Origin of the sequence: Nocardioides aquiterrae (assembly GCF_039526625.1) — a bacterium.
GTDB classification, from domain to species: Bacteria; Actinomycetota; Actinomycetes; order Propionibacteriales; family Nocardioidaceae; genus Nocardioides; species Nocardioides aquiterrae.
In genome coordinates this window covers 22,987-35,296 of record NZ_BAAAJE010000025.1, presented here as the reverse complement: position 1 = coordinate 35,296, position 12,310 = coordinate 22,987, and the positions used below count along the sequence as shown (strand labels likewise).

Annotated in this window: 14 protein-coding genes; 5 read left to right on the top strand and 9 right to left on the bottom strand. The window is 72.6% G+C overall.

Translation table 11 applies throughout. The features are described 5' to 3' along the window. Nucleotides 1–116: 116 nt before the first annotated feature. Nucleotides 117–1,331 carry a phosphoserine phosphatase SerB gene (serB, locus tag ABD086_RS20315; RefSeq protein ID WP_343909597.1) on the bottom strand — a complete coding sequence of 405 codons (1,215 nt, stop codon included), beginning with the start codon at nt 1,329–1,331 and terminating at the stop codon, nt 117–119. A gap of 34 nt (nt 1,332–1,365) precedes the next feature. After that, a complete protein-coding gene (locus ABD086_RS20310) occupies nt 1,366–2,100 on the bottom strand; it encodes a hypothetical protein (RefSeq protein WP_343909595.1) in 735 nt (244 codons plus the stop codon). Between the two features lie 53 nt (nt 2,101–2,153). On the opposite strand from ABD086_RS20310, the gene ABD086_RS20305 reads away from it, so the two are divergent. From ABD086_RS20305 to ABD086_RS20290, 4 genes are read left to right on the top strand one after another with little or no spacing between them, the layout of a single operon-like run. Continuing rightward, on the top strand, nt 2,154–2,948 hold the full coding sequence (locus ABD086_RS20305) for an ABC transporter ATP-binding protein (protein ID WP_343909593.1): 795 nt from the start codon (nt 2,154–2,156) through the stop codon (nt 2,946–2,948). Between the two features lie 21 nt (nt 2,949–2,969). Continuing rightward, complete coding sequence (locus ABD086_RS20300) at nt 2,970–3,431, top strand: NfeD family protein (RefSeq protein WP_343909591.1); 462 nt, start codon at nt 2,970–2,972, stop codon at nt 3,429–3,431. A 22-nt stretch (nt 3,432–3,453) separates the two neighbouring features. Beyond that, nucleotides 3,454–4,590 (top strand): SPFH domain-containing protein, encoded by a 1,137-nt coding sequence (locus ABD086_RS20295; RefSeq protein WP_343909589.1) that lies wholly within the window; start codon nt 3,454–3,456, stop codon nt 4,588–4,590. Further along, nucleotides 4,587–5,351 (top strand): sulfite exporter TauE/SafE family protein, encoded by a 765-nt coding sequence (locus ABD086_RS20290; RefSeq protein WP_343909587.1) that lies wholly within the window; start codon nt 4,587–4,589, stop codon nt 5,349–5,351. Before ABD086_RS20295 ends, ABD086_RS20290 begins: the two co-directional genes overlap by 4 nt. Nucleotides 5,352–5,354: 3 nt before the next feature. On the opposite strand, the gene ABD086_RS20285 is transcribed toward ABD086_RS20290, so the two are convergent. Continuing rightward, nucleotides 5,355–5,714: a hypothetical protein gene (locus ABD086_RS20285; protein ID WP_343909585.1), complete on the bottom strand. Its 360-nt coding sequence runs from the start codon at nt 5,712–5,714 to the stop codon at nt 5,355–5,357. Nucleotides 5,715–5,739: 25 nt separating this feature from the next. Between ABD086_RS20285 and ABD086_RS20280 the strand changes: the two genes are divergently transcribed. Next, nucleotides 5,740–6,408 (top strand): nitroreductase family protein, encoded by a 669-nt coding sequence (locus ABD086_RS20280; RefSeq protein WP_343909583.1) that lies wholly within the window; start codon nt 5,740–5,742, stop codon nt 6,406–6,408. An 11-nt stretch (nt 6,409–6,419) separates the two neighbouring features. On the opposite strand, the gene ABD086_RS20275 is transcribed toward ABD086_RS20280, so the two are convergent. Genes ABD086_RS20275 through ABD086_RS20250 form a run of 6 tightly spaced genes read right to left on the bottom strand, consistent with a single transcriptional unit; the run spans nt 6,420 to nt 12,309 of the window. Beyond that, a complete protein-coding gene (locus ABD086_RS20275; protein ID WP_343909581.1) occupies nt 6,420–7,382 on the bottom strand; it encodes an alpha/beta hydrolase in 963 nt (320 codons plus the stop codon). Continuing rightward, the gene (locus tag ABD086_RS20270) at nt 7,379–8,044 is read right to left on the bottom strand and encodes a glycerophosphodiester phosphodiesterase (RefSeq protein ID WP_343909579.1); all 666 of its coding nucleotides are present in this window, start codon (nt 8,042–8,044) and stop codon (nt 7,379–7,381) included. Before ABD086_RS20270 ends, ABD086_RS20275 begins: the two co-directional genes overlap by 4 nt. Beyond that, nucleotides 8,041–8,754 (bottom strand): gamma-glutamyl-gamma-aminobutyrate hydrolase family protein, encoded by a 714-nt coding sequence (locus ABD086_RS20265; RefSeq protein ID WP_343909578.1) that lies wholly within the window; start codon nt 8,752–8,754, stop codon nt 8,041–8,043. Before ABD086_RS20265 ends, ABD086_RS20270 begins: the two co-directional genes overlap by 4 nt. Beyond that, complete coding sequence (locus ABD086_RS20260) at nt 8,754–9,533, bottom strand: 3-oxoacyl-ACP reductase (RefSeq protein WP_343909576.1); 780 nt, start codon at nt 9,531–9,533, stop codon at nt 8,754–8,756. Before ABD086_RS20260 ends, ABD086_RS20265 begins: the two co-directional genes overlap by 1 nt. 52 nt (nt 9,534–9,585) lie before the next feature. Beyond that, nucleotides 9,586–10,944 carry an aldehyde dehydrogenase family protein gene (locus ABD086_RS20255; RefSeq protein WP_343909574.1) on the bottom strand — a complete coding sequence of 453 codons (1,359 nt, stop codon included), beginning with the start codon at nt 10,942–10,944 and terminating at the stop codon, nt 9,586–9,588. Next, nucleotides 10,945–12,309, bottom strand: coding sequence for a glutamine synthetase family protein (locus ABD086_RS20250; protein WP_343909572.1), 1,365 nt, complete (start codon nt 12,307–12,309; stop codon nt 10,945–10,947). Between the last annotated feature and the right edge of the window lies 1 nt (nt 12,310).

Genomic DNA, 12,310 nt, shown 5'->3' with positions numbered 1-12,310 from the left:
CGACCCGTCCTCCCCGGCCGAACCTGACCCACACATCAGTCAGGAGATTCGAAACTTCGGCCGACAAGTACAGGTTTCCCCGGTCGACCGGGGAAACCGACGCCGGGCACCCGCCGCTAGACCGGCGGGGCGGGCGTCACGATGCCGGCCTCGGCGTCGGCGGCCTCGACCTCCTCGCGGCTGATGCCGAGCAGGTACATGATCGTGTCGAGGTACGGGACGTTGACGGCGGTGTCCGCGGCGTCGCGGACCAGCGGCTTGGCGTTGTAGGCGATGCCGAGCCCGGCGGCGTTGAGCATGTCGAGGTCGTTGGCGCCGTCGCCGATCGCGATCACGGCGGCGTCGGGCACGCCGATCTCCGCCGCGAACTCGCGCAGCGCCGCGGCCTTCCCGGCGCGGTCGACGACCGGCCCGACGATCCGGCCGGTGAGCCGGCCGTCGACGATCTCGAGCTCGTTGGCGCGGGAGAAGTGGATGCCCAGGTCGGCGGCGAGCCGGTCGGTGATGCGCGAGAACCCGCCGGAGACGATCGCGAACCGGTACCCGAGCCGGCGCAGCGTCCGCACCATCGTGCGGGCGCCCGGCGCGAGCACGATCGCGTCGTACACCTCGTCGAGCGCGGACTCCGGCACACCCTCCAGCAGCGCGACCCGGGACCGCAGCGACTCCTCGAAGTCGATCTCGCCGCGCATCGCGGCCTCGGTCACCGCGGCGACCTCGGCCTCGCAGCCGGCGTGGGCGGCGAGCATCTCGATCACCTCGCCCTGGATCAGCGTCGAGTCGACGTCCATGACGATCAGCCGGGTGCCGCGCCGCAGCAGGGTCGCGGGCTGGACGGCGATGTCGATGGCCTGACGGGCGGCCTCGGCGGCGAGGACCGTACGCAGCGCGTCGGTGTCGGCGCCGCTGACGTGCAGGTCGATCGCGGTGACCGGGTAGCGGGCCATCCGCTCGATCCGGTCGATGTTGGCGCCGGCGTCCGCGATCCGGCCCGCGACCGCCGCCATCGCGGAGGCGCGCAGCGGCGCCCCGATCACGGTGACGTGGGAGCGCCCGGAGCCGCGCGCCTTGTTGTCGCCGACCCCACCCTCGACGTCGACCGCCATGCCGAGCCGCTGAGCGGTCTCCCGGACGGCGTCGCTCACCCGCCGCACGTTGCGCGGCGCGGTCACGAGCACGCCGAGGATAAGCCGGCCGCGCAGCACGATCTGCTCGATGTCGAGGACCTCGACGCCGGCTCCGGAGAGCGCGGCGAAGACCGAGGAGGTCACGCCCGGGCGGTCCTTGCCCGCGAGGGTGATGAGAAGGGTCTCCGGCTTCGGGTCGCTCATGACACGGGCGAGGCTATCGTCCGGGCCGGCCGGCCTAGGCCGGCGGCCACGCCTCGGGCGAGCACGCCGCTGTGAGCGCGCGCCGCCCCGCGCGGTCGAGCGGCACCAGGGCGGCGCGGCGCTGCTGCACCTCGTACGCCGTGATCGACGCGCCGTCGTCCTCGAGCGCCAGCTCGACGATGCCGGTCGCCTGCAGGCCGCGCGCGGCCAGGGCGACGCACCGCGCGGGGACCCCGTCGGGCGCGGCCAGCGGTTCACGGTGCCGCAGGTCCATCAGCCGGTCCGCGACCTCCGGTCGCCAGCGGGCCACGTCCAGCGTGGCCAGCGCCTCGGCCGTCTCCAGCAGCCCGCGACGCAGCTCCCGGTCGGCCTCGCCCACGTCGGGGAGCTGGCGCCGGGCCGCCGGGTGCGCCGTCCACACCACCGCGGCACCGGTCCGACGAGGGACCAGGCCCAGGCCGCTGCCCTCGACGACGACCGCCTCGCCGGCGTCCAGCGCCTCCCGGTTGAAGTCAGCCGGGCCGCCGAGGCCGAGCGGGTCGCCCTCGGCCGGGAACGCCGCGCCGAACGACGTCGCGCCCAGCCGGCGCAGCTCGGCGAGCCCCTCGACCAGCGTGGCGGTGCCGTCCGCGCCGGGCAGGTCCGCGACGACATGGGTCGCGTCCCCGCCGATCACGGCGTCCAGGACCAGGTCGGTGACGGCGTGCCCGCGGAGCCACGCGGTGCCCCACCACGCGAGCCGCGCGGCGGGCGGGAGCAGGGTCGTCACGGCCGCCGAGGATACGCGCGGGCGGTGCGACGGCCCTCGATAGGGTGAGTGACATGACCGCCGTGCTGGACTTCGCCGACGTGACCATCCGGCGCGGACAGGCCACCCTGCTCGACCGCGTCTCGTGGCGGGTCGAGGAGAAGGACCGGTGGGTGATTCTCGGGCCGAACGGCGCCGGCAAGACCACGCTGCTTCAGGTGGCGTCCGCGCAGATCCATCCGACCGCCGGCGTCGCCGGCATCCTCGACGAGGTCCTGGGCACCGTCGACGTGTTCGAGCTGCGCCCGCGGATCGGGCTGACCAGCGCGGCGCTGGCCGAGCGGGTGCCCCGCGGCGAGCGCGTCCACGACGTCGTCGTGTCCGCGTCGTACGGCGTGGTCGGCCGCTGGCGGGAGGCGTACGACGACCTCGACCACGAGCGGGCCGCGCAGCTGCTGACCGAGGTCGGCGCGGTGCACCTGGTGGACCGCACCTTCGGCACGCTGAGCGAGGGGGAGCGCAAGCGGGTGCAGATCGCCCGCGCGCTGATGGCCGACCCCGAGCTGCTGCTGCTCGACGAGCCGGCCGCCGGTCTGGACCTCGGCGGCCGCGAGGACCTGGTGTCCACGCTGTCGGTGCTGGCGGCCGACCCGGGGTCGCCGGCGACCGTGCTCGTCTCCCACCACGTCGAGGAGATCCCGCCCGGGTTCACGCACGCGCTGCTGCTGCGGGCCGGCCGGGTGGTCGCGTCCGGAGCGCTCGAGGACGTGATCACCGAGACCAACCTGGCGGCGACGTTCGGGATGCCGCTCGTGCTGTCCCACGAGGACGGCCGCTGGAGCGCGCGCCGGCGCACCCGGCACCGCTGACGGTCAGGCTAGGGTCAGGTCATGGACTGGCTGAGCGAGCACGCTTGGGCGGCCTGGCTCGGCGTCGCCGCCGTGCTGGGCGCCGCGGAGCTGGTGAGCCTCGACCTGGTCCTGATCATGCTCGCCGTCGGCGCCCTGGCCGGTGGGGTGAGCGCCGCGCTCGGCGCGGCGGTCGTCGCCCAGATCCTGATCGCCGGCGTCGCGTCGATCGCGATGCTCGCGCTGGTGCGGCCGGGGCTCGTGGCCAAGCTGCACCAAGGGCCCGAGCTCCGGCTCGGGCACAGCAAGCTCGTCGGGCAGCGCGCGGTCGTCACCCAGCGCATCACCGGGCTCAACGTCGGCCAGATCAAGCTGGCGGGGGAGACCTGGACCGCCGCGCCGTACGACGAGCACATCACGATCGAGCCAGGGGCGACCGTGGAGGTCTTCGAGATCCGCGGCGCCACGGCGTACGTCCACCCGGTCGCCGAGCTCGGCGAGTGACCGACGGAGATAGGAGAGTCACGTGCCCCTCGTGATCCTGATACTGCTCGCGCTGCTGCTGCTCTTCGTGATCGTGCTGCTCGCCAAGACCGTGCGGATCATTCCGCAGGCGCGCGCCGGCGTGGTCGAGCGGTTCGGCAAGTACCTCAAGACGCTGCCCGCCGGCCTCAACATCGTGGTGCCGTTCGTGGACAAGGTGCGCTACCTCATCGACCTGCGCGAGCAGGTCGTGAGCTTCCCGCCCCAGCCGGTGATCACCGAGGACAACCTCGTGGTCTCGATCGACACCGTCATCTACTTCCAGGTCACCGACCCGATCGCGGCGACCTACGAGATCGCCAACTACATCCAGGCCGTCGAGCAGCTCACGATGACCACGCTGCGCAACATCGTCGGCGGCATGGACCTCGAGCAGACGCTGACCAGCCGCGAGGAGATCAACAACGGCCTGCGCGGCGTGCTGGACGAGGCGACCGGCAAGTGGGGCATCCGCGTGAACCGCGTGGAGATCAAGGGCATCGACCCGCCGCCGTCGATCAAGGACGCGATGGAGAAGCAGATGCGGGCGGACCGTGACAAGCGCGCGCTGATCCTCACCGCGGAGGGCCAGCGGCAGTCGGCGATCCTCACCGCCGAGGGCAACAAGCAGTCCGCGATCCTGAACGCCGAGGGCGACCGTGAGTCGCAGATCCTGCGCGCCCAGGCCGACCGGGAGTCGTCCATCCTGCGGGCCCAGGGTGAGGGCCAGGCCATCCAGACGGTGTTCCAGGCGATCCACGACGGGCAGCCGGACCAGTCGCTGCTGGCCTACCAGTACCTCCAGATGATGCCGAAGATCGCCGAGGGCGACGCGAACAAGGTCTGGATCGTGCCGAGCGAGATCGGCAAGGCCCTCGAGGGCCTCGGCTCGACGATGACGAACCTGCAGGGCATCCCGCAGCACGTCGAGGGGCCGCGGAAGCGGGTCGACATGGGGCCGGCCGAGCCGCAGCAGCCGAAGACCGACGCCGAGCTCAGCGAGACCAACGCCGCCGTCGAGGCCGCGATCGCCGAGGCCGCCAGCGCGGCCAACCCCGGCCGCTCCTCGACCGCCGCGGATGCGGGGCCCGAGGAGACCGATCCCGCGATCGACCCCGGTGAGGCGCCGCCCGCCCAGTGAGTCCCTTCGAGATCGTCGCGGTCCTGCTGGCGGGGGTCGCGGCCGGCACCATCAACACCGTGGTGGGGTCGGGAACGCTGATCACGTTCCCGACCCTGCTGGCGTTCGGCGTCCCGCCGGTGACCGCGAACGTCTCCAACACGATCGGCCTGGTGCCCGGCTCGATCTCCGGAGCGGTCGGCTACCGCCGCGAGCTCGAGGGCCAGCGCTCGCGGGTGCTGCGGCTGAGCGTCGCCTCCCTGCTCGGCGGCACGGCGGGCGCCGTGCTGCTGCTGGTGCTGCCCGCCGGGGCGTTCGAGGCGATCGTGCCGGTGCTGATCGTGCTGGGCCTGGTGCTGGTCGTATTCCAGTCCCGGATCTCCGCGTGGGTCGCGCGGCAGCACGAGGCGACCGGCGGGCTCCCGCACCACGGCACCTGGTGGGTCTGGCCGGCGGTCTTCGTCACCGGTGTCTACGGCGGCTACTTCGGCGCCGCCCAGGGCGTCCTGCTGATGGCCGTGATGGGCATCGGGATCGCCGAGACGCTCCAACGGCTCAACGCCGTCAAGAACGTCCTCGCCGCGATCGTCAACGCCGTTGCCGGCCTGATCTTCGCCGTCGTCGCCGACGTCGACTGGTGGGTCGTGCTGCTGATCGGCATCGGCTCCGTGATCGGCGGCCAGCTGGGCGCGACGGTCGGCCGGCGCCTGCCGGGCACCGTGCTCCGCGTGGTGATCGTGCTGGTCGGCCTCGTGGCGCTGGCGGTCTTCCTGCTGACCTGAGGCTCAGCCGCGCCGGACGAGGGCGAGCAGGCCGGAGGCGACCGCGCCGACGGCGGGAGCCAGGAGGGTGAGCCCGGCCTTCCGCGAGATCTGACCGTCCTGCATGGCCAGGTAGCTGGTCGCGGCGTCGCCGGCATCGACGAGCACGCCGATGCCGATCACGCCCGTGCGGGACCTGCCCCCGGTGGTCAGCGTGGCCAGGCCGAGCGCGACCTCCCGCAGGCCGAAGAGCCGCGTGACGTAGGGGACCTGGGGGTTCGACACCGGGTCCAGCCCGAGGTTCTTCGCCACGAGCTGCGGGTTGGCCACGGCGGCGGCGCCGACCGCGATCCGGCCGAGGGACAGTCCGATCACAGGGTTCATGGCGAGCACGCTAGCGTGACCGGACATGGAGCTGTACGACGTCATGCGGACCACGCCCGCCGTCCGGGAGTTCACCGGCGACCCGCTGCCCGACGAGACGCTGCGCCGGATCCTCGAGAACGCCCGGTTCGCGCCCAGCGGCGGGAACCGGCAGGGCACCCGCGTCATCGTGGTCCGCGACCCGGCCACCCGCGAGCAGCTGGCCCGGCTCAACGAGCCGGCGGTGCGCCGCTACGTCGCCCAGATCAAGGCCGGGCAGAGCCCGTGGAACCCGCTCGAGCCGCCCGCGCCGTCCGCCCACGAGATCGCGGCCACCGAGGTCCCCGAGGCGTTCACGAAGCCGGTCCTCACCGCGGCCGCGGTCCTGGTGTTCGTGGTCGACCTCGGCGTGGTCGCGGCGATGGACCAGGACCTCGACCGGGTCGGCATGATCAGCGGCGCGTCGGTCTACCCGCTGGTGTGGAACACCCTGCTGGCCGCGCGCAACGAGGGCTTCGGCGGCACCATCACCACGATGGCGGTGGCGGAGGAGCCGGCGGTCCGGGAGCTGCTCGGGATCCCGGATCAGTACGCCGTGGCCGCGGTCGTCCCGATCGGGAAGCCGGTCCGCGAGGTCACCAAGCTGCGCCGGGTCCCGGTCGAGGAGCTGGTCCGCCTGGAGCGGTTCGACGGCGACCCCCTGCCGGACCGCTAGGGCCGGCGGCGTCAGTCGACGTAGGCGGTGGCCCAGCGCTCCAGTTCGGCGTACGCCTGCTTCCGCGGCCCCTCCTGCGAGAGCACGACGTCGTGCCGCGCCCCCGGGATCGCGACGTAGGTGACGTGGCTGCTGATGGCGCTGGCCCACTGCCGGATCTGCGGCACCTCGAGCACGATGTCGTAGCCGTGCGCGTCCGGGCCCATCTCCTGGGGCCAGCGGGTGTCGGCTGAGGAGAGCACCAGCACCGGGCAGCCGACGTCGAGGCCCGCGTGCAGCTCGTCGTGCCCCCTCCGGATCGCCCGCAGCCAGCCGAACGTCACCGGGAAGGAGTCCAGCGGCTTCCACTCGGTGTTGAACATCCACTCGCCGTCGTGCTCGACGTGCAGGCTGCGCCCGTAGTGACCCTCCGGGGTCCGCGGGATCACCCGCTTCGGGCGCCGGGCGCCGACGGCCTTGATCACCTTCGTGCCGATGCCGCGGATCAGCCGGCCGCCCTGCATGTCCAGCCACGGCGAGTTCAGCACCATGCCGGCGATCGCGGGGTGCCGCTCGTTGGCCCACAGCGACGTGATCAGGCCGCCGGTGGAGTGGGCGCTGACCACCACGTGGTCGTGCCCGTCGCGCTCGACGACGCGGTGCAGGGCGGCGTCGATGTCGGGGAAGTGCTCGCGCAGGTCGGTCACGTAGTTCGGGGTCTGGTGCGGCCGCAGGGACCGGCCGTACTTGCGCAGGTCCACGGCGTAGAAGTCGTAGCCGCGCTCGTTCCACCACTCGGCGTACGCCGTCTGGAAGAAGTAGTCGCAGAAGCCGTGCACGTGCAGCACGGCCTTGCGGGTGGGTTCGGCGGCGCGGCGTACGACGAGCGTGGCGACGACCGGCCCCTCCTCGTCGGGCGGGAGGTGGATGGTCTCGGCCAGGTAGGGCTCGCCCAGGACGTCGGGCACGAGCTCGTCGAAGGCTCCGCTGGTCATGGCGAGATCCTGCCAGCCCGCAGGCCGAGGGCGAGCGCCGGCTCGTTGGTCGTCACCAGCCAGGCGCGGCCGGGCTTCATCCAGTACGCGAGCGAGCGCTTCGTGTCGACCGTCCAGACCAGCAGCGGCAGCCGGTGCCGGCGCGCGAAGCGGCCCACGCGGAGCCGGGCCAGCGTGTGGTGCGCGACCACGACGTTCGCGCGGGAGTCGTGGTAGCGCACCTCCGGCCAGAGCTCCGAGACCCGCACCTTGACCGCCTGCCACATCGCGAAGCCCCGGACCCCGCGGCCGAGCGACAGGCCGACCATCAGCGAGTGGCCCGCCACGTCGGCCCAGTCGCGGATCGCGCGCACGGCGACGTCGTCGTGGGTCGTGACCAGCAGGTCGTCGGCGTCGAGCAGGTCGACCGCCCGCGCGACCGCGGCGACCTCGTCGCCCTGGAACTTCAGGTCCAGGTGCGCCCGGGTCCGCCCGGCGATCAGCGCGAGCGCCTCGTCGTACCGGAGGAGGTCGGGCGGAGCGACGTCGATCGGGTCGTGGTGCAGCACCAGCGACCCGTCCGCGGTGCGCTGCACGTCGATCTCGACGAAGTCGGCACCGAGCGCGATCGCGGCCTCGATGTCCGCCGCGGTGAGGCAGCGGTGGGCGGAGACCAGGGTCATCGCTGCGCAGCGTACGCGGCGGCCGCGCGGACCAGGCCGGCCAGCAGGCCGACGTCTGCCGCCGTCTCGGGGTGCCACTGCACGCCCAGGCAGAAGCGCTCGCCGGGCGCCTCCATCGCCTCGAGCGTGCCGTCCGCGGCGTGGGCCACGGCGTCGAAGCCCGGGTGCGTGCGGACCGACTGGTGGTGGTGGCAGTTGACCGACAGCCGGTCGCCGACGAGACCCGAGACCCGGGTCCCGGGCACGGTGGTCACCTCGATCGCGCCGAACTCGTCGCCGCCGGGGGAGTGCTGCTGGTGGTCCACGAGGTCGGGGACGTGCTGCTCCAGCGCGCCGCCGGCGTGCACCGCCATCACCTGCATCCCCCGGCAGACGCCGAGCACCGGCAGGCCGGTGGCGTCGGCGGCGTCCAGCAGAGCCGCCTCCCAGGCATCCCGGTCGGGCCGCCAGCCCGCGGTCCGCGGGTGCGGCTCCTCGCCGTACCGGTCCGGGTCGACGTCCGCGCCGCCGCTGATCACCAGGCCGTCGAGCCGGGCGACCACGACGTCGGCCGCACCGGCCTGGCCCACCGGCGGCAGCAGCACGGGGACGCCGCCGGTCGCCTCGACGGCGGCGGCGTACTGCGTCGGCAGCAGGTCGGCGCGCTGGCGCCACACGCCCCAGGCCGCCTCCTCGCGGTAGGTCGTGAGGCCGATGAGGGGAGCGGGCATCACAGTGGCGTGACGTAGGCCCCGGAGATGCCGCCGTCCACGAGGAACGTGTTGGCGGTCATGAACGAGGAGTCGTCGGAGGCCAGGAAGAGCACGGCCGCGGCCATCTCCTCGGGCTCGCCGAACCGGCCCATCGGCACGTGCACCAGGCGGCGGGCCGCGCGCTCGGCGTCCTTGGCGAACAGCTCCTGCAGCAGCGGCGTGTTCACCGGCCCGGGGCACAGGGCGTTGACCCGGACGCCCTGGCGCGCGAACTGGACGCCGAGCTCGCGGGTCATCGAGAGCACCCCGCCCTTGGACGCGGAGTAGGAGATCTGGGACGTCGCCGCCCCCATCACCGCCACGAACGATGCGGTGTTGATGATCGAGCCCTTGCCCTGCTCGAGCATGTACGGCAGCGCGGCCTTGCAGCACAGGTAGACGCTGGTGAGGTTGACCTCCTGGACCTTCCGCCAGGCGTCCAGGTCGGTGTCCAGGATCGAGTCGTCCTCCGGCGGGCTGATGCCGGCGTTGTTGAACGCGATGTCGACCGAGCCGTAGGTGTCCTTGGCGGTCTTGAACAGCGCGTCGACCTGGTCCTTCGACGTCACGTCGACGTGCACGTACGTCGCCACGGACTCGCCCCCGAGCTGGCCCACCAGCTGGTGGCCGCGCTCGTCGTCGATGTCGCCGATGACGACCTTCGCGCCCTCCTCGACGAAGCGCTGGACCGTCGCCAGGCCGATGCCGGAGCAGCCGCCGGTGATGACCGCGACCCGGTCCTGGATGCGTCCTGCCATGAGTTGCTGCTGCCTTTCGTCGTGCGGGGTCTCGACAAGCTCGACCACCGGGCTAGTGGGCAATGAAGACGTTCTTGGTCTCGGTGAAGGACATCGGGGCGTCCGGGCCGAGCTCACGGCCCAGGCCGGACTGCTTGTAGCCGCCGAACGGCGTCCAGTAACGGACCGACGAGTGCGAGTTCACGCTGAGGTTGCCGGCCTCGACGCCGCGGGCGACCCGCAGCCCCTTGCCCAGGTCGTTGGTGAAGATCGAGCCGGACAGGCCGTACTCGGTGTCGTTGGCCTTCGCGACGGCGTCGGCCTCGTCGTCGAACGGCATCACCGCCACGACCGGGCCGAAGACCTCCTCGCGCCAGACCCGGGCGCCCGGGTCCTCGACGGTCACGACCGACGGCGGCACCCAGAAGCCGTCGCCGCCGGGCGTCGTGCCGGCGAACGCGACCTCCACCTCGTCGAGGTAGCCGGTCACGGCGCGCTTCTGCTGCGCGGAGATCAGCGGGCCCATCTCGCTCGCCTCGTCGCTCGGGTCGAGCACCCGCAGGCCGGTCACGGCCGGCTCGAGCTTCGACAGGAACTCGTCGTACGCCGAGCGCTCCACGAGGATGCGCGAGCGGGCGCAGCAGTCCTGGCCGGCGTTGTCGAAGACGGCGTACGGCGCGCTCGCGGCCGCCGCGTCGATGTCCGCGTCGGCGAACACGATGTTGGCGCTCTTGCCGCCGAGCTCGAGCGTCACCCGCTTCACCTGTTCGGCGCAGCCGGCCATGATCCGCTTGCCGACCGCGGTGGAGCCGGTGAAGCACACCTTGCGCACCAGCGGGTGCGTGACGAACCGCTCGCCGACGACCGAGCCCTTGCCGGGGACGACCGTGAGCACGTGCTCGGGGACGCCGGCCTCGCGGGCGAGCTCGCCGATCCGGATCGCGGTGAGCGGCGTCAGCTCGGCGGGCTTGAGCACGACGGTGTTCCCGGCGGCGAGCGCGGGTGCGAAGCCCCAGCCGGCGATGGGCATCGGGAAGTTCCAGGGGACGATGATCCCCACCACGCCGAGCGGCTCGTGGAAGGTCACGTCGACCCCGCCGGCCACCGGGATCTGCCGGCCGAACAGCCGCTCGGGCGCGCCCGCGTAGTAGTTCAGGCAGTCGCGGACGTTGCCGGCCTCCCAACGCGCGTTGCCCCACGTGTGGCCGGCGTTGCGCACCTCCAGCTCGGCGAGCTCGTCGACGTGTGCGCCGATCACCGCGGCGAAGCGGCGCAGCAGCGTGGCCCGCTCGCCCGGCGGCATCGACCGCCAGGCCGGGAACGCCGCGTGTGCCGCCTCGATGGCGGCGTCGGCCTCGGCCAGGCCGGCCTCGGGCACCTCGGTGACCGGCTGTGCGGTCGCGGGGTTGATGACGGTGAAGACGTCGGTCACTTACAGCCTCTCGAATCCTCGGTGCAGCTCCCAGTCGGTCACGGTGGCGTCGTACGCCGCCAGCTCGACGTCGGCCATGTTCGCGTAGTGGTCGACGACCTCGTCGCCCAGGGCCGCCCGCGCCACGTCGGAGGAGGCGAACGCCGCGCGGGCGGCGCCCATGGTGTGCGGGACCTTGGGCTTGTCGGAGTGGTAGGCGTTGCCGACCAGCTCGGGCTCCAGCGGCAGCTCGTTCTCGATGCCGTGCAGCCCGCCGGCGAGCATCGCCGCCAGCGCCAGGTACGGGTTGACGTCGGCGCCCGGGATCCGGTTCTCCATCCGAGCGCTGGCACCGTGGCCGACCAGGCGCAGTGCGCAGGTGCGGTTGTCCAGGCCCCAGGCGATCGTGGTGGGTGCGAACGACCCGTCCGCGAAACGCTTGTAGGAGTTGATGTTCGGTGCGTAGAGCAGCGTGAAGTCCGCCGCGGTCGCCAGCACGCCCGCGACGAAGTGGTCGTAGAGCGGCGTGCGTTCGCCGCCGTCCCAGAAGACCAGCTCGCCGTCCTGTCCGCGCAGCGAGAGGTGGATGTGGCAGGAGCTGCCCTCGCGCTGGTTGTACTTCGCCATGAACGTGATCGACTTGCCCTGCTGGGCGGCGATCTCCTTCGCGACGGTCTTGTAGACGGCGTGGTTGTCGGCGGTGGTCAGCGCGTCGGCGTACAGGAACCCGATCTCGTGCTGGCCGAAGTTGCACTCGCCCTTGGCGCCCTCGACGTCCAGGCCGGCGTCGTACATGGTGTTCCGCAGGGCCCGCAGCAGCGGCTCGACGCGCGCGGTGCCGAGGATCGAGTAGTCGACGTTGTACTGGTTCGCCGGGGTCAGGTCGCGGTAGTGCCGCCGGCTCGCCTCCTCGTACGGCGTGTCGAACGCGATGAACTCCAGCTCGGTGCCGGCCAGGGCCTGCCAGCCGTGCGCGGCGACCCGGTCCAGCTGCTTCTGCAGGATCGCCCGTGGTGACTGGACCACCGGGCTGTGGTCGGGCCAGACCAGGTCGCACTGGACCATGGCCGTCGCGGGGAGGTGGGTCAGCACCCGGATGGTGCGGTCGTCGAGGACGAACTCCATGTCGCCGTAGCCCTTGTCCCACGACGAGATCGCATAGCCGTCGACGGTGTTCATCTCGACGTCGACGGCGAGCAGGTAGTTGCAGCCCTCGGTGCCGTGCGGCACCACGATGTCGGCGAAGTAGCGCCCGTGCAGGCGTTTGCCCTGCAGGCGCCCCTGCATGTCGGTGAACGCCACGACGACGGTGTCGATCTCGCCGGCGTCGATGCGCTGCACGAGGTTCTCCATCGTCAGGTGCCGGTTGTTGCGGAGCTCCGTCACG

Bases quoted from the DNA above. Each gene is read 5' to 3' on its own strand.
- ABD086_RS20280 (WP_343909583.1), top strand. From the start codon at position 5,740: ATGGAGCTGTACGACGTCATGCGGACCACGCCCGCCGTCCGGGAGTTC.
- ABD086_RS20285 (WP_343909585.1), bottom strand. From the start codon at position 5,714: ATGAACCCTGTGATCGGACTGTCCCTCGGCCGGATCGCGGTCGGCGCC.
- ABD086_RS20270 (WP_343909579.1), bottom strand. From the start codon at position 8,044: ATGACCCTGGTCTCCGCCCACCGCTGCCTCACCGCGGCGGACATCGAG.
- ABD086_RS20275 (WP_343909581.1), bottom strand. From the start codon at position 7,382: ATGACCAGCGGAGCCTTCGACGAGCTCGTGCCCGACGTCCTGGGCGAG.
- ABD086_RS20305 (WP_343909593.1), top strand. From the start codon at position 2,154: ATGACCGCCGTGCTGGACTTCGCCGACGTGACCATCCGGCGCGGACAG.
- ABD086_RS20265 (WP_343909578.1), bottom strand. From the start codon at position 8,754: ATGCCCGCTCCCCTCATCGGCCTCACGACCTACCGCGAGGAGGCGGCC.
- ABD086_RS20300 (WP_343909591.1), top strand. From the start codon at position 2,970: ATGGACTGGCTGAGCGAGCACGCTTGGGCGGCCTGGCTCGGCGTCGCC.
- serB (WP_343909597.1), bottom strand. From the start codon at position 1,331: ATGAGCGACCCGAAGCCGGAGACCCTTCTCATCACCCTCGCGGGCAAG.
- ABD086_RS20260 (WP_343909576.1), bottom strand. From the start codon at position 9,533: ATGGCAGGACGCATCCAGGACCGGGTCGCGGTCATCACCGGCGGCTGC.